This window comes from Bacillus sp. CH_48, assembly GCF_038008465.1.
GTDB classification, from domain to species: domain Bacteria; phylum Bacillota; class Bacilli; order Bacillales; family Bacillaceae_G; genus Bacillus_A; species Bacillus_A thuringiensis_S.
The window spans coordinates 4712861-4734312 of the sequence record NZ_JBBOZF010000001.1; the positions used below are offsets into that span (position 1 = coordinate 4712861).

Sequence of the window (21452 nt, forward strand, 5' to 3'; positions counted from 1 at the left end):
TTCTTAAATAAGAAATTCGACTTTTTTATTGTTTTCCAAACGAAAGTAACCGTTAAAGAAAGACATTTATTAAAGACTTGAATATAATTCCCTCTTATTTAATGCTTTATGTAATCCATTACAGTTAGTCCCTTTCCGGAATAACCCATACGTACAATCATTTCTCTCTTTACGTTACATTTCACATAAACTACATTCACTCTTTTTCTTCTATCCGGCCCTTAACATAAAATTTTCTATAGCAAAATGAAAAAAGCACTTAAGATTGTAAATTCCCACAAATCTTAAGTGCTTTTTTGAAAACTTTTCTATAATTTTTTCTTATTGTCCATTATTGGCAGGAACCTCTCCTGCATTTCCACCATTATTTGGTTGTACTGTTGCAGGTGGGGTTGGAGTTCCTTGACCTCCATCATTATTCGCTGGAGGTGTCGTTCCTTGGCCTCCTCCGCTATTTGCTGGAGGTGTCGTTCCTTGGTTTCCTCCGTTATTCGCTGGAGGTGTCGTTCCTTGACCTCCTCCGTTATTCGCTGGAGGTGTCGTTCCTTGGCCTCCTCCGTTATTCGCTGGAGGTGTCGTTCCTTGGCCTCCTCCGTTATTTTGTTCATTTTGTTTCTTTTCTTCTTCTTGTTTCTTTTGCTCTTCTAGTTTCTTTTGTTCTTCTTGCTTCTTAAGTTCCTCTTGTTTCTTTTGTTCTTCTTGTTTTTTCAGTTCTTCTTGTTTCTTTAATTCTTCTTGCTTTTTCTCTTCTTCAGTTTTTTGCTGTTGATCTTGTTTTGGTTGCTCCGTTGTATCCGGTACGCTAGTATTTGGCGATGAATCACGTTTTTCACCTTTTATACGTAGCTCACTACCTTCTTGAATGACGCTACTTGGCATTTTAAAGCGTGATTTATCTGTAGCCATTTCGCTCATCATTTCTTTAAAGATCAACTGTGCAATTTTCGTATTTTTACTACTAATATACTCGTCTTTGCCATCTTTCATATACCCAGTCCATACTGCCATCGTATATTGCGGTGTATATCCAGCAAACCAACTATCACGAGTTGCACTTTCTGGAATTTTATATTGAGCTAATTGTTTTGATGAGTAGTTTGTCGTACCCGTTTTTCCAGCTACATCTAAAGATGCTACATTTGCAGATGTACCAGTACCTGATCTAACTACAGAACGAAGCATATCTGTAATCATATATGCTGTAGAATCTGTCATAACTTGTTTTGGTTTTTGTCCAAAACTTTGTGACTTACCATCTGGATAAACGACTTTCTTAACAAAATGCGGTTTCGTATATTTACCATCATTACCAAATGCCGCATAAGCGCCCGCTATTTCAGTTGGTGATACTTCATTTGTACCAATCGCTGTTGATTCAGTCGGTGCTGCATTAAATGTAATGCCTAATTTCTCAGAGAAGTCTTTTGATTTATTAATTCCGACTTCTTTCGCAGTCTTAATTGCTGGGATATTTCGTGACTTTTCTAATGCTACACGCATTGTAATTGGACCCATGTGACTTCTATCTGAATTTCGTACTTCTTGTCCCGTTGAATACTTAAATGGAGAGTCATCAATTTGATGGTACGTAGCCCATTTTAAATATTCAATTGCAGGAGCGTAGTCGAAAATCGGCTTCATCGTTGAACCAGCTGCACGATCTAATTCAATTGCCATATTGTGCCCTTTAAATACAGCTTTATTTTCTCCACGGCCACTACCTATAGCACGAACTTCTCCTGTTTTCGTATCCATAAATGTAAATGCACCTTGGAATTTATCGTTCGGATAATCAATGATATTATTATTTAAAATATTATCAGCAAGTTTCTGTGCTTTCGGATCTAACGTTGTATAAATTTCTAAACCGTCAGAACCTATATTAGCATCTGGCAATTCTTTTTCTACTTCTTTCACAACTGCATCCATAAATGCAGGATATGGCATTGTTTGTAGTTGAGTTGCAGGCTTGAGTCCCTTTTCTACGTCAACTTTTGATGCTTCTTCCATTTCCTGTTTTGTTATATATCCATGTCGATTCATTAAGTTTAGAACAACATTTCTTCTTTCTGTTGCTTTTTGAACATTTTCTTTTTTCGTTGGATCATAGTTATTCGGTGCTTTCGGTAAACCTGCAAGCATCGCAACTTCTGGTAATGTTAAGTCCTTCAATTCTTTACCATAGTAGTTTTGTGCTGCTGTTGCGATCCCATATGAACGGTTTCCTAAGTTAATTTTATTTAAGTACATCTCTAATATCTCATGTTTTGAATACTGTTGTTCTAGCTTATAAGCTAAATATATTTCTTGTGCCTTACGCTTTGGTGTTTTGTCCATTGATAAGAAGTAGTTTTTAATAACTTGCTGTGTTATCGTACTTCCACCTTGAGAACCATAATCTCCTTTAAGACTTACTAGAACAGCACGGGCAGTACCTTTAAAATCTACTCCGCTATGCTCATAAAAACGTGAATCTTCTGTCGCTAAAAATGCATTTTCTACTAATTTAGGTATTTGCTCATACGTAACATTCGTCCTTTTTTCTTTTCCATATTCATATACCAAATCCCCGTTTTTATCATAAATTTTTGAGGATAACGGATTAACAAGTTTTGCTTTCTCAAGTTTTGGTGCATCCTTAATCATTACAAAAAAGGTAGCAACCCCCGCCACTAAACCAACAATACCAAGTAATAAACAAGTAATTAAAAACTTGCGAAAGAATGATGTTTTACCTTTTGGTTTTTGTGTTTTAGACGCTGGCTGTTTTTTCTTTTTAACTTGTCGTCGTTCCTCTCGAGAACGATAATTTTCTGACATGTTACTTTCTCCTGCCTTTCAATTCTCCCGTTGATTTACTTAAAAATATTGAGGTCACTTTCTAAAATGAATTTGATTAAGAAAGTATATTGACCTGGAGCATTCAATATTTTCCCAATTCACAGATTATAATTTTTAGAATACTTCTTATACAAACTATTTTCACTTCTATTTTTCCTAATAACGCTGCCCCTTTAAGCATAGAATGTAAAAAGTGAATTTTTAATACCTCGTATAAATAATATACCTTTTTTTCAAATGGTCAATATTTTCTTATTTATAAATCAAAGGTGAAATAAAAATAGCACAACGATATGTACTTCGTGTGAACTTCCTTATAATTACGTATAACAAACATTTAATATATTGCATATAAGTATAATACCTCTTAAATTATAAGGATTTCAACTTCATAACCTCAACATCTACAAGAAATTATTAAAAATGAAAAGTGAGGAGTTGCGTAATGATGAAGCTATCTCCCGTGATTTCAAAAAATATAGTTGCTGTTGGCTACAATCCTTTTTCTATGATTTTGCGAATCCAATTAAAGAATGGTATGTACGATTTCTTTAATGTACCAGAAAGTATCTATACTGGCCTATTACATGCACAATCTAAAAGTTATTATCATAAAACTTACATTAAAAATTCTTTCCGCCACACAAAAATTTAAACTTAACACCCACTAAAAAAAGGAGGTTAATCCTCCTTTCTTTTAAAAATATTTCACGGATAAATTACCTTCGATTCCTCTTATTAATTTCATCATATGCTTGAATTTGTTTTTTCAAACGCCGATCAGCTTTTTTATCATGCACTACAAGAATTGCATGTATAACTCCTGGAACCCAAAATATTAGTGTTAATATGAAATTTATTATTGCCTGAATTGGTTTTCCACAAAATAATACAGCAACAGGCGGAAGAAAAATTGCTAATAAATACATCATCCCTTGAAAACTCCTTATTTTGTATTTTATATATCACTTTTCAAAATATACGCAAAGAAACCTACTACTATTTTAATCTTAACTTGCCTCTAAAATCAATGTCTCTCCTTCTACTTATATAAGTATTTCAGACTTTTCATTGTTTGCTAGCCTATTTTCTTCCTCTATTGCAGTTACTCCAATTGCAGAAATTAACGTTCCAACCGCTTGTATCCAAATACCAATGAGTGCAATTATTCTCTCATCCTTCTTATCAAAAATTCTATCTTCATTTTCTCTCTCATCTTTCAATAAATTTGAAACGCCTTGATACGCTTGTAATCCAGCTCCTAAACTTTGCATGGAGTTACCTAGTATAATAATTTTCTGTAGTACATTTATATCCATCAAAGCTGCTTCTACTCCTAAAAAAGCACCGATTGATTGTAAACTGTTCCCTATAATAATAAGAAAATCATTTTCTTTCAATTGTTCATTTATATTAAAATATGTTCCTATTACATTTGATATATTCCCTAATGCTAATAACTCAATTCCTATTTTATCAAGTAATTTACTTTGATTCTCTAAGCCTATATTTTGATTTTCTCTTTTTTCTTCCCCGTCATCATACTTGCTCGCAATGATTTGTAATATATACCCGAGGGCTTGTAATGAGCTCCCTACAATAACAAGGTCCGATTCAACTTTCTCTTCTCCAATAAATCCTCTTGTCGTCCCAATAGCAGCTGTAAGGTTCCCTCCCACTTGAAACCATGCCCCTGTCACTCTTAAACCGCGTGGATTCATTTTTATCACCTATTTAAATATTTTCTAAAGCTTTCAAAACAAACAAATCTCACCCTTAATCGTTTATTTTATTTTTCATATGTAATTTTGTGAATGATATAATGTACTACTAATATAAAAAAGCACCTTAAAGGTGCTTTTTTATATGCATGCTGGACATGTCAACGAATCTCCATTTTTATCTATTGTTATATTCAATATATATTGAATTGCTTTATGTGACCAAGTTTCAGGTGTAGGTGATTCATTTATATATTGTGGAGCACATGACTTCAGCATTGGAGTACTAATACTCCCTCCAGGATCTAAAGCAACTACAGCCATGCCATAGGGTAATTCCAGGGCCATAGATTTAGTGATACCTTCAATAGCAAATTTCGAGGCACAATATGGCGCAAGCTCAGCCTCACCTTCTCTTCCCCAACTAGAACTCATATTAATGATAATCCCTTCTTTCCTAACTACCATTGCTGGAACAAACGCTCTTATTACATTTACTACACCATTCACGTTTACATTCATTACATTTTCAAATTCTTGAGCCGTAATTTTCCAAAGTTGTGCATTTTGATTTACAATCGATGCATTATTTATTATCAGATTGGGAGCCTTATGTCTATTAAGTATATAATTTGCCCAATTGTTAACTTGCTGAGAATCTGAAATATCAATTACTTGGAAATCATGTATTTTACTGTACTGTTTTTTTAGTTCTTCAATTTTATCTTTTGAGCGTCCACAACCATATATGTTCCACCCTAATTCATGAAATCGATCAACCATCGCACGTCCTAACCCTTGTGTCACACCTGTAATAATTACAGACTTACCAATTTCTTTTCTCTTCATTTCGCTCATCCTCCTTCCCTATATATTACTCTCTTCATTTTTATTCAGCCATTTACTATAGTATCAACTCAACTCATACTTTAGTAATAGTTTTGATATTGCATACATAAACAAAAAAAGTAACCATCATGGTTACTTTTTGCTACCTATCTAAAAATTCATTGTTTATTTCATTATTGTTTTTACATTTCAACTTCTCTTTTCCACATTTCTCACACTGGTACATATAAACTACACCTAATGTACCTTTTTTAAAATCCTCATTATCCTGCATCTTAATAAAAATATATTTATGTTTACAATGCGATTCACCCAAATAATTTTTAAACCACTTTTTCAACACAACACATTCCACCTTTATGATAGAACCTTTATTTAGCTGCCTTATGACATACTTTTATTTAAATGTTCAATCTCATATTGCAATTTTTTAAATTGCTCAAAATGCATGGTAATAGATTGACTACTACCATAATCAACATTTTGTTTCACTAATATAACACCCGTATCATGAAAAAGCGCTTCAAGTTCTTTCCTAATAGAAACTTTCGCAATATGAGCTGTTTTAATTGCAGATAAAATTGCAATTTCATTAAACTTTAATTTTATTTCATTTGGACAAAATGCGTCTTCAACTAATATAACTTCATTACTATAAATTAGTGCAACAAGATTACTTGATTTGGCATCTGTTAAATCAACTTTTTTCATAATATCTTTCATTACATTTTGCCTCCTTTATTTTCATATATATTAATTATACAAATTTTTCAAAAAAATACTCAACTTTATTATATTAATTTTAACACACTTTTATTGAAATCCATGCTCCAAACGTTTTACTATCCCACAATTTTTATTGTATGAACCATCTGGACTATAACTCCATATAGTAATGTTAACAACTTATTATAAAGCAGGTGAAAATTATGCCATCAGTTGTAGGAAATTTAGTTGTACAAAATAGTAATGGTTCATTTAACTTAGGTGATTTCTACAACGTTTCTCCGAAAGAAAATACGAAAGCTTATAATGGCTCCGGCGCATCAAACGTTGGTTTTGTTGTTAATACTTTTAGCGGTGTTAGCGCGACCAATACATTTGATTCTGACCTTGCAGATCAAAACCAAGTGGGTACAGCCTAATCTTATGTTTAACCTTCTGTATAGAAAATTTTAATTTGTCTATACTATAATCAGGCTGTTTGACAGCTCTTGTTGATTTTGGAGTACCCTATCTTTTTCTCCCTTTCCCTGGGGCTCAGCAGCTAGCACGAAGCTAGCTGCTTTTTCTTGTATTATTTATTTCATAAATCAGAAATAAAAGAAGCTGCCATTTAATATTCAGCTTCTTTTACGTTATTTCAATAATATCCATAGCGTTAAATACGTAAGTTTTATAAAAGGCGTCTGTACAAATTACAATTTGTTTTACCGGATTAATATGTACAACTGTCATGTAGCTTGTTAATATGTAGCCATCTTCAAAATATGTTACCAATATTTCTTTCTCAGACAGTAATGAATTTAATAATTTATCAGAAATTCTCTCTTTTGCTTCATTTGTTAAAAGCGGTTTTTGTACTTTTAATTTCTCTCCAATAATCTTTCTCATATTTAAAAGTTGTTCGGATATTACTGTAAACGGAACCCACTCTCTTTCTTCTTTTTGTATCTTTACATCGTTCATTTTTTATCTCCTTGATCATTTATACATTTATTTAGTCATACTATCCCTTAGTTATTTTTAATACTCACTAAACTCGGATTTACTTCTAAATTATAATTAGGTTATCCCTCTGAGGAACATTAGTTCTTATTATACACGAACTTACGTTCTTTTGAGAAGAGCCATACTTATTATTTTTTAACAAAAAACACAATTTTATTTACCTCTATACTTTCTTTTTCCTTTATCAAATAAACTTCTCATTTCTTATGTAAAATGAAATACATATAACAACTAAAAAGCGACTTCACACAAAGTGAAATCGCCTTTTTCTAAAAAATATTTCAAATTTTATTTTTCTATCCTAACTAATGTTCTTTCTGGAATACATAATTCATCTATATTAAAATGATTTATTTTTAATTTCAATTCCCCTACTCGTTCCTTACCTTCATAACCAACCCAACAACTAAATAATTCGAAATAGTCTCCATCTTCCAAATGGCCTTCCATAATCTTGCATAAAGTTAAAAGTTTTTCTTTCGCTTCTTTTTTTTCCTTTACGTTTTGCCACTCGACAAGTTCAATTCCCCAACTAGTTGAAACCTCATATGTGAAATTTGTTTGGAATTGATACTCTTGTACAATTTCAAGCATACTTTCATCTGAAAAACACGGTCCAAAAACAATTACATCATTAGAATCTGGAACCGTTAACGGAATTTCTACATTACAGCCTATGTAACTAGCTAAACTCATTTTATACTCCTCCAATATTCGTATAAAAAATACTTCATAGTATATTTATTCATATATAAAATCCCTACCCAAACAAAAAAGTTTTAAATTTTTTCGTTTATTAACCATCTATAACTGAAAACATATACTATGATGAACGAACTCACAAAGCATAAGAAAAGAGAACATTTACAACACTCTCTTTTCTTACATACTCTATGAAACTTTGCAAAACTGAATCAGTGATTTTTATTATTATATTTTATTACATATACATAGGTTGTACTATTATATGTAACTCTCTCTCTGTATCCGATTTTTTCGGATGACGAAAATAATTAAGTTCGTACTTTAACACTTTATACTCAACCATCCCTATTTTAATCCCTTTCGTTTCTTTTAATATTGCTAATAAATCACTTATATTTTCATCATATGACTCAAAAATTTTCGCACCGCCCTCTCCCTGAAAGATTACTTTCATATATTCTCCCCACCTAATTTATTGATGTGGTAAATGACGCGTTTAAAACGATTCATTCTTTATCCTAAAATGTTCATACTAAAAAGAACATCCTTTCCAATCGAATGCTCAGTTTTTTACTAATTATCCATGTTAAATATTTATTCAAAAACATTATATGTACTATTTTTTAAATTAAGTTCGATATCCATTATTAAAGAGTAAATATATGTAATAAACTTACATAATGAAAACCGTATCATATCTACTTCCATTGAAATAATTATAATTCCTTTAATTTAAACCCATAATTTCCCATTGTAATTCTTAATATTTAAATGTAATATTGTATTGTCTTACTATCTATTTATAACTCACACACTAATTAGAAAAGGGAACTCTATATGAGTTCCCTTTTCTAATTATGATTACAGTTATTATTTCTTTTCTAGAAATTTAAATGTATCTTTAAATTCTTTATTATTCACTTTAATATTAGCATCTTTCAATAAATCATTGACTACTTGTTGTTTCCATTTACCTGTCGTATCTTGTAGTCTTTGTTGTTCTAAATCTTTACGAATTTTATCCTTTACTTCATCAAATGGCTTCAATTCTTTTTTATCCGTCACTTTAATAATATGGTAACCGTAAGTTGTTTTAACTGGATCACTTACTTGGCCTGCATCTAATTTATACGCAGCTTCCTCAAATTCTTTCACTGTTTGCCCAGGAGCAAAACCAGATATTTCCCCGCCCTGTTCCTTTGAACCAGTATCTTCTGAATACTGTTTTGCTAAGGCAGCAAAATCTTCACCATTATTTACTTTCTCCTTTATTTCTTTAGCCGTTTTTTCATCTTTCACTAAAATGTGACTTACTTTCATTTCTGGTTTATAGTTATCTTTCACATCTTTTTCTGTGACTGTTGCTTTGATTGCTTTCTCAAATGCAATTTCTGGCTTCATTTTTTCTTTTAATTCATCTTCATTTTTCAATCCAAGTTGTTCTAAAGTCGATTTAAAGTTCTCACCCATTTTATCTTTTGCTTCTTCTACTTTCTTTTTTGCTTCCTCATCTGAAACTTTATATTTATCTAGCAATGCCTTACTTAACATCATTTGATATAAAGTACTTTCTCCATATTGTTGTCGTAATTCTTTACTTAATTCTTTCTCTGTAACATTTCCTACTTTTGATGTTACTACGTTGTCTGAGGAACCACATGCAGATAATGCTAGCATCACGCATGAAATAATCGTTCCAATAAATATCTTTTTCTTTTTCAATTCAAATACCTCACTTTTATCATTATGCAAATTAACTATACACAGTCATTGTGAAAACAGTGTGTTTTCTACATGTAATTCATTTCATATGAGTAGACTATGTATCATGTATTTTCATTTTTAAATATAAAGAGTTTTCTTACTATGTATAGTAAGAAAACTCTTTATGTGCTCCAAAAAAAATATAGCTTCTATAGTTACTTAATAATTACATGTTCTTCAGGTATCCAACTATTCTGCCCGATATCTAACGCATTTCCCACTCTACCCCACACTCGAAAAGATGTCGATCCATCTATATTTCCTTTATAATTCATACATTCAGGCTCTTCATAATAATTTACTCTGTAGCCGACAGGATATTTCGAAGTTGCATAAAACCATTTCACCTTAAAATGTTTTAAATATGCCCACTGCTTATCGTTCCCTAAACAAATCATATCTTGCTCACCGCCTCCCCAATAACCTGTTAAGATTAAATATGGAATTTTCTGAGTGAGTGCACCTGTAAATTGAGGATTCATGGGGTTCTCATATAAATTTATTCCGTATCCATCAGGATATTTCGAAACTGCAATACCAATGCCATTCGGTTGCTGTTTATACACTATGTTAGATTGATTTGCTTTGTTCGAATCTATAAACCAAGAAAGTGACTTATTTCCTACTAATCGATTCAGATCACATTTCCCAATCCCAGGAACATTCCCTGAATCCGTATATTGCCAAATATCACATGGATATGCTGGCTTATTCCCTCCATAACGAGGGATCCATACGAAATCAGCTTCAATATTACGTGCTCCAAATGATAAATACATGTGATGCCCTACATATAATCCTACTTTTTCCGCACCTAAACGGCGTAATTCATCAATAAATGCCTGTGTCCCGCCTTGCATATCTGCCATCGTTTGAACTTCTACGTCCGCCACCCAAAACTTAGCTGATTGATCACCACGATTCCAAAAATCTTGTGCCTCTTTCTTTGCATCAGCAATAGATATAAAACGGCAAAAAGCATAATTACCGAATGGGATACTATACTTTTTCATTTCACTAACATAATTTTGATACATAAAATCCACCGTATTAGAGCCATCTTGAACTCTAGCAATCACTAAATCTAGCTGAGATGCTGCAATATCCCAATTGATAGTTCCATTCCATTTTGAAATATCTACAATATAACCCATACATTCCAGCTCCTTTTTAATGTCTTATTCATAGCTTGTTTTATTGTAAGCCTTATCTCTCTAAAACTAGCTATCTATAATATAAATAAAAAGAATCGTTACTGTTTTTCAAAATATATTCTCTTTCAGAAATATTTCTATTAGCTTTAACATGTATGTCACAAAAAATATTATCATATTCGAAATATACCTTACTATTTGTTATGTAGTCTCATCCTATCAATTTAGGTATTGATCATTTTTACGGATATTAGAAAAAATCCTCTTATAGTATTAACTTAAAACTTCCAGTATCAATTCCCTTTCAGTTAATAAAAATCATTCCTCATTTTCTATATATTCTTAAATCAAAATTACTATCTTTCCATGAAATATGAGATTTAGAAAAATTTTAATTAATTGAAAATTATTCCTGTTAACCTACAATTGTCCAACCTGAACACTATTGGTGCATAAAAAAGACATTTTCTATTACTGAAAATGTCTTTTTATAGTCTAATAAAACAATTTTGGTGTTAAATCTTTATTTTGTAATTGTGTATTTTCACTGTTCATAACACAACTTGTAGAAAATAATATTGGGCTATCACAAACCTCATCATTCATTACATTACGAAATACATTGGCAGCAACACCTGTAAACGTTTGACATAAGTTAGAAATATCGTCATTAAAAAACTGAATGACTTCCGCAGTGAACACCGGAAAGACAACATTCGGTCCGCCAGGGAACTGAGGCTGTACCACAACTTGTTCAAAATAAGGATTGTTTTCTAGTGCTACTTGAAATAAATGAGCTATTTCAAATGCATCTAGTGGACAAGGAAATGGATTTACAATTTCATTCTCATTATTCGTTACAATAACTGTCACACTTACATTCCCAAATTGTACAAAAGATTTTAAAAACGTTGCTAACGCTCTCGCTTTTTCATTACTTAACGCATGCACTAAAATAATATAATTACCACCAACAGGAATAAGTGGCCCAACTGTAACAGTTGGATCAGCACCTATTGAATTTTTTAATTCATTAAAATATGTGATCCACGGTGGCGAAAGCTGAGCTTGTACATTTTCTTCCACTATTTTATACTACCTCCTTATACAATTCTTACTAACATGATATGTAACAAATTAAAAAATGTATTAGTTATATTAACTATTTTCGTGTTTATTGATTATATTAATTATACATTTTATTTCGCATTCTCAATTTCCCTTTTACATCTTTAAGCACTTTTACTACTATGAAATTCTTTATTATAAGCAAATCCACTGAAATTTCATATTATACTAATACGACTCTATATCCATTAAATTATAATACTCAATATTAGGAGCTGATTTCATGGAAAAAAAGCCTATCGTGTTCAAAATCCCACCAAATTCAAAGCTAAAAGTTACATTTTTCGGTCCTTGTAACGAAGTAATTACAAATGTGTCTATTATTAATCAACTATGCACCCCAAAATGTCAAACTATCACGCAATATCCAGACTTTAAGAAATATGTAACTGAAGTACGATCGTTATCCCGTTGTTAGTCCGCATAATGCACGATTTTCACAACTTTGTTACCTAAAATAACTGAGAAAGAAAATGACTGCATTTCTAGACTAAAATTACTCATTTTATGATATTCCATCGATAATTCATTGATTTTTTACACGTTTTTATTAAAAGGACATATATTATCGTATGGAGATTATCCACTCATAAAACCTATCTTTCTTTGGAGCGTACTTATTATGTATGCTCTTTTTTTATGTAACCGTCCCCTTCTAAATTGACCAACAATATATTAAAATTCTTTATGTACTCAAGGAGGTCAAATATGTTCAAGCTGCATCCAATACTACTCATCTTAGGATTGATTTTGTTTTTATATAGTGTAATCGCCTTTATGTTATTCTTTTCAGTGTACTAGCATTCCCTACACAAATTTATGTTCAATATGTAATTTCTATATAGTAAAGAAAAAACGTAATGATACGATCTTTTATGTATTTCGTCTTTCTTGTTCTATAAAAAAACTAGTAAACTTACTAACACTGAGTTTTCAGAAGCATGTTACTTATTTACATATTATTTTTTTCATTATCTGAATAAGGTTAAAGCCTCTACAAATTAAACTACACTTTACCTGTTTACTTATATATTTTAGAAAAACAATAATAATCCCCCACCATTTGGTAAGGGGATTAACTAAACCTACTAAAAAACATTTAATGATCTGTTTTATTTAATTGGAGAAGGAAATCTTGCCGCTTCAAAGTGAACCGTATTTAAACCATTAACATTTTGTACAATTACGCCCGCAATACTACTTTCTGCAAAAACTTCAACTGAATCTCCTGCTTCTAATTGAAGAATAGTAGTTACTGAAACATCATTATTAAAAAATACTCCTGTTCCAAAGAAATCATTATCTATCGCTATTGCTGGATTTCCATTTACACGAATTTCTACTCTAGCTCTGTAATTCACATTAAAATCATTTGGAGAAAATGTTATATTTCCTAATACACTATATACTCCTCTAGTTTTCGGAGTGAAAATGGATGTTACTGGATTATATTCATTCGCTAGATCAAATTGTTCATTTTGAAATAATACTTTAACAGGAGTATTTGCTAGAACAGGTTGATTAACTGTATTCACAGCTCTAAATGCCGATGCCCTTACAAGCTCCTCTTTCTTATCATCACAACACTTCACCTTTACATACTTCCTATCACATTTACTACTTTTTCTATAACAATCATGACTTTCCTTTTTGTAATCTTTACAATACTTACAGTAATAATAAGACATAGTTAGTCCCCCTTTACACTTATTTTTATATAGTATGCTATATAGATTAGAATAGCTTGGACGACCTGTTACTATTTTTAATAGAGTAAAAAACCCTCACCATTTCGGTGAGGATTTACCTTTAAGCTTCTGTAAACTCAATGTTTAATGACTTTATTTAATCGGAGAAGGAAATCTTGCTGCTTCAAAATGTGCACCATCTTCTAAAGGACTTAAAACTCCATCTATACTACTTTGTGCATAAACCTCAACTTCATCCCCTGCATTCAATTGAACAATCGTCGAAACACTTACTACATTTCCAAAACTTATTGGACCAAAAAAGTCATTATCTATAGCTATCGCTGCGTTTCCATTCACACGAATTTCTACACGCGCTCTATAATTTAAAGTTGGATCGTTTGGAAAGAAACCAATCGTTCCAATAATAGAATATACTCCTTTAGTCTTCGGCATAAAAATAGATGTTGCTGGATTATACTCATTCGCTAAATCAAATTGTTCATTTTGAAATAACACTTTCACAAAAGTATTAGCAGGAACATTTTGATTCACAGTATTTCTAGCTCTAAATGCCGATGCTCTAACAAGATTGTCCTTGTTATCATGGCACTTACTAGTGTTCTTACAACAATCATGGTGCTTCTTTTTATACTCCTTACAATACTTACAGTAGTAATAACAAGACATACTAATTCCCCTTTCAAACTTATTACTACATATTATGTAAGATTGATTTATAAGGTTTGGACTAGCTATTTTTATTGTTCATAAGGGCGCTATTAACCTGCACCCTTATTTATATACACCACATAATTCCTTACTAGTTATAAGTTGTATACAGTTCCATATGGAATAGTAAGAAAAGAACTTCCATACGGTGTAACATGATGTACTGGGTAAAAATACTCTACGGATGAGTAATATGGTTGCACTCCTTGCTGCTGCATTTGCATTTGTTGTTGCATTTGTAATGCTTGTTGAATAGCTTGGACTGTACTTTGTGCTCCACTATACGTTATAGACGTACCATACGCTGGTCGCATGCCAGCTTGAGAATTAAAATATGAATAAAACATGATTTTCAACTCACTTCCGTATAAGTTATTACAAAATATGTTATGATTCTATATTTCAGTGAGTGCAAAAGCTAATTCACTAGCTCTTATTAAGGTTAAACATTTTCAATATAAATATCATTCTCTAAATAAAAGCACACTCAACGGATGCTTTTGGTTTCTCGCTAAATTTTCCTACTGCCATAATTCATTAGCAATAATTTAGTTGTCCACGAATTTCACCATTAGGATGTTGTACTGTATGAACATTAATATATATGTTTCCAGATATAATCTCATTTATAAGAGTGCCTAATGTTTGACCCACTAGCGTTCCGACCAAATCTTCTTGAGTAATCATTCCCGTAAAAGTTGCACACTCTATTGAAATTGGATTTGTTATCGGTCCAAATAAAAAAGCTACAACAGGACCGTTCTTTCCTTTTAATCCAAGATGCAGATGTGCAGCTACTACATCCTCTATATCGAATAAATCCAACTTAAATTTTAGGCTAAGCTCGTCCCGGCTTAATTTAAAGAAACCTTCTCCTCGAGCATCTGTTTCTACTGGTGGAACTTCATTTCTACCACGCAACTTTGCAAAGAACATATCTATCACTCCTATAATTTTTATACTTCTAATATATTCTGACCCTTCTTATAAAGTGACAAAAAAGCAGCTGTTAGGTCAATTTTAATTTATTAAATATAATAGTTTAATTTATTAATTATATTGAATTCATACATTTAACTATTACACTTTTTAAGTTTAATCCATATACTATATTAGATTACTAGAAAGGAGGCGTAAGCATGGAAAGTTGTGTTTTGTTCGTTAATGGACAACCTCTTTTAGTGATTTCAGTTGCTGGAATCGAAATTGCTAGATTAGAACTTTCTCTTCAAGTAGCATTGACTCTAATAGCATTAGGAATTCCAATTTGCGCATAATAGTTAGATAATTATAAAAAAGAGGGTTTAAACTCTCTTTTTTATTTATTCCTTAACAATAAAAAAAGACACCACTTGGATAATGGCATCTATCGAAATATTCGTCATAAGTTTCATTACTACTAAACTAACAATCCTACTAATTCACGTGTAATTCCTGAGAACGAATAGCCATATGCAAAACCTACAATACGAACTCCTGTATTCCATTTTCAATAAGTATATGTTATTTTTCTAAAAAGCAGTTTCTATTACCAGTTTTCATGAAAACTTTTCGCTTTTGCTAACCGCTCTTTTTTATTAAACTAATAATACTCCTTGAACCCTTTTTACTTACTGCATCATATAATTTTAAACTTAGCATTCAATAAAAAAATTTCCTACTATCAAATATGCGCAATATGTGAGGCTCTTTTACAACTAGTCTATTTATCGCTCCCTTCTAACTCCTCACTTTCTTCACGTATTTGTCCAATTAATGAAAATATAGAACCTACGGCTTGAATCCAACTTCCTATGGTATCTATTGACTGGCCTTCTTTCTTTTTATCCAGTTGACTATTTGCTTGATTGTCTAAAATTTCCCCTGTATCATTTACTAGATTTTCTTTACTATCCTGCCGATCTCCTCTAATACTTTTTAGCTCATATATTCCTCCAATCGCTTGCAAGGAATTTCCTATAGCTTGCAATAAGTTTCCTACAACATTAAAAGACTCATCCTTATCTGAAGTATCTTCAAATTCATCTGCTAATGCTGTAAGTCCTCCTAAAGCCTGCGCCCAATTTCCAGAAATAACTAATTTAACTTTTGTTTCATCTTTAAAATCAATAACTAACCCTGATATTACAGTTACATTACCAATTGATTGGATTTCATTCCCAATTTTTTCAAGAGAAATTCCCCCTTGACCATCAGCCTCTAAAGCGTTACCAACTGCTTGCAATGTGTTTCCATATATATTCAGATTCTCCCTTACATTACTGCTTATAAAATAGAACGGTGTACTTCCAATAGCGGAAGTTATTGTACCTATAGCTGCTATCAATGCACCAAATATTTCTTTTAATTGGTTCTCCATTTATAACCTATCCCAACATTAAATAATTACTTTTATCCTATTTAATCACACAGCTCTCTGTTAGAAATTCAAACTGTCCCTTAACCTGTTCCTTCTTTATTATATTGTCTTATAAAAATAAACATCCTTAAAAATAACACCTATATATTGATCGTTTCTCTACATTGTTTTGTATAATACATATTACTAACACCGCTTTTTTTATGTTCCTATCTTTAAATGTATTAAACCACTCACTAGTCATTATTCTCTTCACATAAATTGCTCATTTTATGATTCGAAAAAATAAATAAATTTCCATTAAACTTTTTAACCTTTATTATATTTCCTATTAATAACCAAGCGTTGATATATATCCAATTAGAACCTCCCAATTTTCTTGAAAATTTTTTAAAAACTCAGAAGCGATAATAATTTATCTATATCACGATCTAAGCTAATCTTCCTAGCCATACATATTCTTCGCCTTCGAATCATGTCTCTATAAAATAAAAAAACAGCTATTAAACTGCTTTAAATTCATTTTATCCCCAAAAGAAATGATATATATATTCTCCCGTTACACTTTAATTGATTCCAACAATTCTAGCAAATCTCATCAAGTCCGCTCCCTGAAGAAAATACATTGTGAGCGTAACTGGCACTTGTGACCACATAAATTGATAAAACTCCTCGACTCTCCGATTTGTCGAAACAATTAAATCATTTACAGGTCCTTGATTCCATATTGAAGTTCTAACTGAAGTAAACGGAAGATCTTTCCCATTAACCACTATTCTGGCCATACTTTGAGTTATGTCCACACCAATTCCCTCCATCGTTATAAAGATCGGACCTGTTTCTACAGTCATATTTTATAAATATTCTTGGCTGTTATAAATGATTAAGGCAAATCCCTAATAAAATTTTTTATTAATTACTTTCCATTACATTTATATAAATTCTAGCCTTATACAGTTTTTATAATAAAATATGAAATATTCATGTGTTATCTTCAGTACGTTCTTTTCTTTTTATAATGTCGTGTGAGATATACCATGACTTGAAGCCCTAGCCTCCTAATCCTAGGGCTTCTCCATTGAAATAACGATTTTAATAAAACTTTTCACCTTTTAACTGGACAAGCATATATTATTGTATGGAGGCATCCACTCATAGAAATCTATCTTTCTTGTGAAAGAGCATGCTTATATGCATGTTCTTTTTCGATATTATGAAATAAAGACTTCACATACATTAGAGAAATACATACAATACTTATGATCATCTCATTATGAATCATTTAGTATCATTTTCCATACATTCCTTGGTCATGGAACGCCTTTCTCCCAAGGCGTTCTTTAATTTCCAGATAAGGGGTTTGTTAAAGAATTGAATAAAGTGAAACTCTAATCAATGGGGGGGTGTTCATCCCCCATTGATTATTAGCCCTCACCAATCGGGCTTTTACGGGCAGCCCGACCCCCACCTAACTTCTTTGCTTCTGCTGAATTTTAAGGTGGGGTCTTACTGCTCACAAATAGCGGGCTAAAATCTTTAAATCCACTGAAACCATGTTCCTTTGTCTCTCTGATTCCATCAATTATAGAAAATAGCTAAACTAATTAACGCCTTTGTTCACTGTAGTAATTTTCTTGTATAATAAAAGTTAATTAATCTAAAAGGAACTGAATTATGCGCAGATATCAATATTTTTAAACTACCTATTCTTACAACATAACGGAGGTAAAAGTATTGATTACTGAACTACACACACAACGATTATATTTAAGGCAAATGAAAGCATCTGATTCATTAAGTATGTTTAAAATATGGTCTGATCCTGATGTTACTAAATTCATGAATATAAGTAATTTCACCGATGAAAGCCAGGCAAAAGATATGATTCAATTTCTTAACGAACTCGCTCAAAATAATAAAGCTATACGTTTTACTATTATTGAAAAAGAATCTAATCACATTATCGGTTCATGTGGCTATAATTCCTTAGATTTTGAAAACTCAAAGACTGAGATTGGTTATGATATTTCAAAAAAATTTTTGGGTAAAGGATATGCCCCTGAAGCAATATCCTCTTTATTAGATTATGCTTTTACACATTTAAAACTATATCGTGTTGAAGCAAAAGTTGAACCTGCAAATGTAAATTCCATAAAGGTATTAGAAAAATTAAACTTTACTTTTGAAGGGACTCTGAGAAAGAGCGAAAAATCAGCTGGAAAGCTTATCGATTTAAATATCTATTCGAAATTAATAAGCGATTAATTTTAGTCACTCTGCCCACACTCAATCAAAGTGTGGGCTTCTTTAATTGCTGTATAAAATTCAGAAGTTTGACACAATCCTGGAAAAAGCTTATAAAGAAAAGTGAGGTTCCGTTATTTTCACACTTAGAAGTCCAGTCATGTTATATACAATTTAAAATACAGTTTTATAAGTGTGAACGAACTACAAAACTAAAAAACAAATAATAAGTTTGCAACATGTTTGCAAATACGAATTTTGCATATAAATTCGTGTAATATTGAAAGGAGTTTTACTTATGAAAGAAATTAAAACAGAACAAGAATTCAAAGACATCATCGCAAGCGAGGAGCCTGTAGTTGTTAAGTTCTTTACTACATGGTGCCCAGATTGCGTACGTATGGACAACTTTATCGGAGATGTAATGGAAGAGTTCAATAAATTTGAATGGTATTCTATTAATAAAGATGAGTTTCCAAGTATCGCTGAAGAGTATCAAGTAATGGGTATTCCAAGTTTACTTGTATACCAAAATGGTGAGAAGCTAGGCCACTTACATAGTGCTAATGCAAAAACTGAAGAGCAAGTTACTGAGTTTTTAGAAGCATACTAAAATAAAAGCCCTCTGGAAAATATTTTTCAGAGGGCTTTCATCTGTTTTCACAATTATCTTTTGATGTTTTTCATCGTTTAATGAATTACACCCTGTCATTATAAGAATAGTACATATTAAGAAAAGTATTCGCTTCTTCATCCATCTACCCTCCTATCTCTTTAGTAAATAAACTCTAATTAGGTTCACACCCTGACTTTGTACTTTTCAACATATTTTTCCTTCACGAAACTTTGTTATCCCCTTCTTAAAAAGCTATAAAACGTCAACAATGTTTGTATAGACCCACACGACTTTCGTTTGATACTCTATTTATAGAAAGAAATTCCTTTAAAGAAAGGTGAGTGATTAAAATGGATACTCTTTCTCATAAAGAAGCTGATAAAGGTGCTATTGTCAGCATTATGGCCTACATATTTTTATCCTCTATGAAAATCATCATCAGTTATATTACCCTCTCTAGCGCATTACGTGCTGACGGTTTAAATAACTTAACGGATATCGGTGCTTCTTTAGCGATATTAATTGGTCTAAAAATATCTCGTAAACCTCGTGACCCAGATCATCCGTATGGGCATTCACGGGCCGAACAAATCGCATCACTTGTTGCGTCCTTCATTATGGCAACAGTCGGATTAGAAGTTGTTATTAGTGCCATTCAATCTTTCTTAAATCCGAAACAAGCAGCACCTAATGTACTCGCTGCATGGGTTGCTTTATTTTCTGCTGTCGTTATGTACTGCGTGTATTTGTATACGAAAAAAATTGCAGCACGAACAAAAAGTAAATCACTAGAAGCTGCTGCAAAAGATAATTTATCAGATGCACTCGTAAGTATCGGTACTGTAGTAGGTATTGTCGGTTCTCAGTTCCAAATGCCTATTTTAGACCCTATTGCCGCTTTAATTGTTGGTCTTATTATTTGTAAAACTGCATGGGAGATTTTCGTAGAATCTTCTCATATGCTAACAGATGGAATTGATCCTGATAAAATGGAGGAATACGCTGATGCTATTGAGCATATTGGCGGTGTGGAAAACATTGTAGATATTCGAGCACGTATGTACGGGAATCAAACGTACGTTGATATTACAATTGAAGTAGATGCTCGTATGGATGTTGGAGAAAGTCACTGTATTACCGACAACATCGAAGCTATGCTTCGCAAAAAGTTTGGAATTTACCATGCACACATTCATGTTGAGCCAATGAAAAAAGAACCTATTATGACATAGGTTCTTTTTTTATGAACGTTTTATGGAATATAACACATAAAACGAGCCAGCTACCGCCAGCTGCCCATCCTGCTAATATGTCAGATGGATAGTGCACGCCAAGATATATTCGGCTAACTGAAATAGATAATACAACAAAGCTTGCTATAAGAATAATTAGCAATTTTTTATGCAACGAAATACGATCTTCAGTAATTGTGACGTATGCAATAAATCCTAAAAAAGCCGTAGCATTCATCGTATGACCGCTCGGAAAACTATATCCAGTTGCAGTAACAAGCTGCGTAACATCAGGTCTTGCTCGTTCGTACCATAGTTTAAGCAGACTGTTTAAATAACGAGATCCGTAGTAATTAATTGTTAGAAGCAATGCACTAAGCAACTTTTTTCTAACGAGAAAATACATTACAAGAATAATGAGTAATGGGAAAAATATCCTTTTGGAACCGATAAAAGACACCCAAGTAAAATAGGTCGTCAAATAATCGTTTCGAAAGCTTTGAATAAAATGTGCGACTATATTGTCAAAATTCTCAATACAAGCGGTATGATACGAAAGTGATAATACGACAAAACAAATGAGTAACGTAAAACTTAGCAAGTATAAATGTCGATATCGTTTCACATACATAACCTCACTATGCAAAAAAATGGAGCGGTTGTTTTAGTTTTCCTCTCCATTTCTTTT

General features: G+C 32.0%; 26 protein-coding genes. 7 read left to right on the forward strand and 19 right to left on the reverse strand.

Annotated features, from left to right (window positions below):
- Positions 1–321: 321 nt before the first annotated feature.
- On the reverse strand, positions 322–2820 hold the full coding sequence (locus N2V92_RS23715) for a transglycosylase domain-containing protein (RefSeq protein ID WP_001293953.1): 2499 nt from the start codon (positions 2818–2820) through the stop codon (positions 322–324).
- Between the two features lie 466 nt (positions 2821–3286).
- Here N2V92_RS23715 and N2V92_RS23720 point away from each other — a divergent pair, with 466 nt between their 5' ends.
- Entirely contained in the window at positions 3287–3496 is a 210-nt protein-coding gene (locus tag N2V92_RS23720) for a KTSC domain-containing protein (RefSeq protein ID WP_000977080.1), read from the forward strand.
- A 64-nt stretch (positions 3497–3560) separates the two neighbouring features.
- On the opposite strand, the gene N2V92_RS23725 is transcribed toward N2V92_RS23720, so the two are convergent.
- The 5 genes from N2V92_RS23725 to N2V92_RS23745 all read right to left on the reverse strand — a co-directional run bounded on the left by N2V92_RS23725 (position 3561) and on the right by N2V92_RS23745 (position 6134).
- Positions 3561–3773, reverse strand: a complete 213-nt coding sequence (locus N2V92_RS23725; RefSeq protein ID WP_000990219.1) for a YqaE/Pmp3 family membrane protein — start codon at positions 3771–3773, stop codon at positions 3561–3563.
- Positions 3774–3887: 114 nt separating this feature from the next.
- On the reverse strand, positions 3888–4562 hold the full coding sequence (locus tag N2V92_RS23730; RefSeq protein WP_016077763.1) for a DUF6944 family repetitive protein: 675 nt from the start codon (positions 4560–4562) through the stop codon (positions 3888–3890).
- A gap of 141 nt (positions 4563–4703) precedes the next feature.
- Entirely contained in the window at positions 4704–5411 is a 708-nt protein-coding gene (locus tag N2V92_RS23735; protein ID WP_000823053.1) for an SDR family oxidoreductase, read from the reverse strand.
- Between the two features lie 142 nt (positions 5412–5553).
- On the reverse strand, positions 5554–5754 hold the full coding sequence (locus tag N2V92_RS23740) for a hypothetical protein (RefSeq protein WP_000915145.1): 201 nt from the start codon (positions 5752–5754) through the stop codon (positions 5554–5556).
- A 41-nt stretch (positions 5755–5795) separates the two neighbouring features.
- Positions 5796–6134 (reverse strand): hypothetical protein, encoded by a 339-nt coding sequence (locus N2V92_RS23745; protein ID WP_000651908.1) that lies wholly within the window; start codon positions 6132–6134, stop codon positions 5796–5798.
- Positions 6135–6340: 206 nt separating this feature from the next.
- Between N2V92_RS23745 and gerPF the strand changes: the two genes are divergently transcribed.
- Complete coding sequence (gerPF, locus tag N2V92_RS23750) at positions 6341–6556, forward strand: spore germination protein GerPF (RefSeq protein ID WP_001141569.1); 216 nt, start codon at positions 6341–6343, stop codon at positions 6554–6556.
- A gap of 208 nt (positions 6557–6764) precedes the next feature.
- Here the strand turns inward: gerPF and N2V92_RS23755 are convergent, their stop codons facing one another.
- The 6 genes from N2V92_RS23755 to N2V92_RS23780 form a co-directional block, all read right to left on the reverse strand.
- Entirely contained in the window at positions 6765–7100 is a 336-nt protein-coding gene (locus tag N2V92_RS23755; protein ID WP_002082834.1) for a YolD-like family protein, read from the reverse strand.
- Between the two features lie 330 nt (positions 7101–7430).
- Positions 7431–7838 carry a hypothetical protein gene (locus N2V92_RS23760; protein WP_016077764.1) on the reverse strand — a complete coding sequence of 136 codons (408 nt, stop codon included), beginning with the start codon at positions 7836–7838 and terminating at the stop codon, positions 7431–7433.
- A 244-nt stretch (positions 7839–8082) separates the two neighbouring features.
- Positions 8083–8301 (reverse strand): hypothetical protein, encoded by a 219-nt coding sequence (locus N2V92_RS23765; protein ID WP_000864273.1) that lies wholly within the window; start codon positions 8299–8301, stop codon positions 8083–8085.
- Positions 8302–8717: 416 nt separating this feature from the next.
- Positions 8718–9569 carry a peptidylprolyl isomerase PrsA gene (locus tag N2V92_RS23770; protein ID WP_000727350.1) on the reverse strand — a complete coding sequence of 284 codons (852 nt, stop codon included), beginning with the start codon at positions 9567–9569 and terminating at the stop codon, positions 8718–8720.
- A 197-nt stretch (positions 9570–9766) separates the two neighbouring features.
- Positions 9767–10765 carry a glycoside hydrolase family 25 protein gene (locus N2V92_RS23775; protein WP_000540666.1) on the reverse strand — a complete coding sequence of 333 codons (999 nt, stop codon included), beginning with the start codon at positions 10763–10765 and terminating at the stop codon, positions 9767–9769.
- A gap of 495 nt (positions 10766–11260) precedes the next feature.
- Entirely contained in the window at positions 11261–11851 is a 591-nt protein-coding gene (locus N2V92_RS23780) for a hypothetical protein (protein ID WP_016077765.1), read from the reverse strand.
- A gap of 265 nt (positions 11852–12116) precedes the next feature.
- On the opposite strand from N2V92_RS23780, the gene N2V92_RS23785 reads away from it, so the two are divergent.
- Positions 12117–12311, forward strand: a complete 195-nt coding sequence (locus tag N2V92_RS23785; protein WP_000412557.1) for a hypothetical protein — start codon at positions 12117–12119, stop codon at positions 12309–12311.
- Positions 12312–13005: 694 nt separating this feature from the next.
- Here the strand turns inward: N2V92_RS23785 and N2V92_RS23790 are convergent.
- The 4 genes from N2V92_RS23790 to N2V92_RS23805 form a co-directional block, all read right to left on the reverse strand.
- Positions 13006–13581, reverse strand: a complete 576-nt coding sequence (locus N2V92_RS23790; protein WP_000122944.1) for a hypothetical protein — start codon at positions 13579–13581, stop codon at positions 13006–13008.
- A 153-nt stretch (positions 13582–13734) separates the two neighbouring features.
- On the reverse strand, positions 13735–14271 hold the full coding sequence (locus tag N2V92_RS23795) for a C1q-like domain-containing protein (protein WP_014894775.1): 537 nt from the start codon (positions 14269–14271) through the stop codon (positions 13735–13737).
- 137 nt (positions 14272–14408) lie between these two features.
- Positions 14409–14660, reverse strand: a complete 252-nt coding sequence (locus N2V92_RS23800) for a DUF3947 family protein (RefSeq protein ID WP_000500101.1) — start codon at positions 14658–14660, stop codon at positions 14409–14411.
- A 190-nt stretch (positions 14661–14850) separates the two neighbouring features.
- On the reverse strand, positions 14851–15249 hold the full coding sequence (locus N2V92_RS23805; RefSeq protein ID WP_016077766.1) for a CHRD domain-containing protein: 399 nt from the start codon (positions 15247–15249) through the stop codon (positions 14851–14853).
- Positions 15250–15452: 203 nt separating this feature from the next.
- Between N2V92_RS23805 and N2V92_RS23810 the strand changes: the two genes are divergently transcribed.
- Positions 15453–15590 carry a DUF3956 family protein gene (locus N2V92_RS23810; protein WP_000443218.1) on the forward strand — a complete coding sequence of 46 codons (138 nt, stop codon included), beginning with the start codon at positions 15453–15455 and terminating at the stop codon, positions 15588–15590.
- A gap of 425 nt (positions 15591–16015) precedes the next feature.
- Here N2V92_RS23810 and N2V92_RS23815 read toward each other — a convergent pair whose 3' ends face one another.
- Positions 16016–16672 (reverse strand): DUF6944 family repetitive protein, encoded by a 657-nt coding sequence (locus N2V92_RS23815; RefSeq protein WP_016077767.1) that lies wholly within the window; start codon positions 16670–16672, stop codon positions 16016–16018.
- A 566-nt stretch (positions 16673–17238) separates the two neighbouring features.
- Positions 17239–17523, reverse strand: a complete 285-nt coding sequence (locus N2V92_RS23820) for a hypothetical protein (RefSeq protein WP_002082840.1) — start codon at positions 17521–17523, stop codon at positions 17239–17241.
- 883 nt (positions 17524–18406) lie between these two features.
- Here N2V92_RS23820 and N2V92_RS23825 point away from each other — a divergent pair.
- The 3 genes from N2V92_RS23825 to N2V92_RS23835 all read left to right on the forward strand — a co-directional run bounded on the left by N2V92_RS23825 (position 18407) and on the right by N2V92_RS23835 (position 20764).
- Positions 18407–18937: a GNAT family N-acetyltransferase gene (locus tag N2V92_RS23825; protein WP_016077768.1), complete on the forward strand. Its 531-nt coding sequence runs from the start codon at positions 18407–18409 to the stop codon at positions 18935–18937.
- A gap of 277 nt (positions 18938–19214) precedes the next feature.
- Entirely contained in the window at positions 19215–19529 is a 315-nt protein-coding gene (locus N2V92_RS23830) for a thioredoxin family protein (RefSeq protein WP_000658787.1), read from the forward strand.
- Positions 19530–19882: 353 nt separating this feature from the next.
- Positions 19883–20764, forward strand: a complete 882-nt coding sequence (locus N2V92_RS23835; RefSeq protein WP_000380385.1) for a cation diffusion facilitator family transporter — start codon at positions 19883–19885, stop codon at positions 20762–20764.
- On the opposite strand, the gene N2V92_RS23840 is transcribed toward N2V92_RS23835, so the two are convergent.
- Positions 20754–21389 carry a phosphatase PAP2 family protein gene (locus tag N2V92_RS23840; RefSeq protein WP_002082842.1) on the reverse strand — a complete coding sequence of 212 codons (636 nt, stop codon included), beginning with the start codon at positions 21387–21389 and terminating at the stop codon, positions 20754–20756. The genes N2V92_RS23835 and N2V92_RS23840 overlap by 11 nt on opposite strands.
- Between the last annotated feature and the right edge of the window lie 63 nt (positions 21390–21452).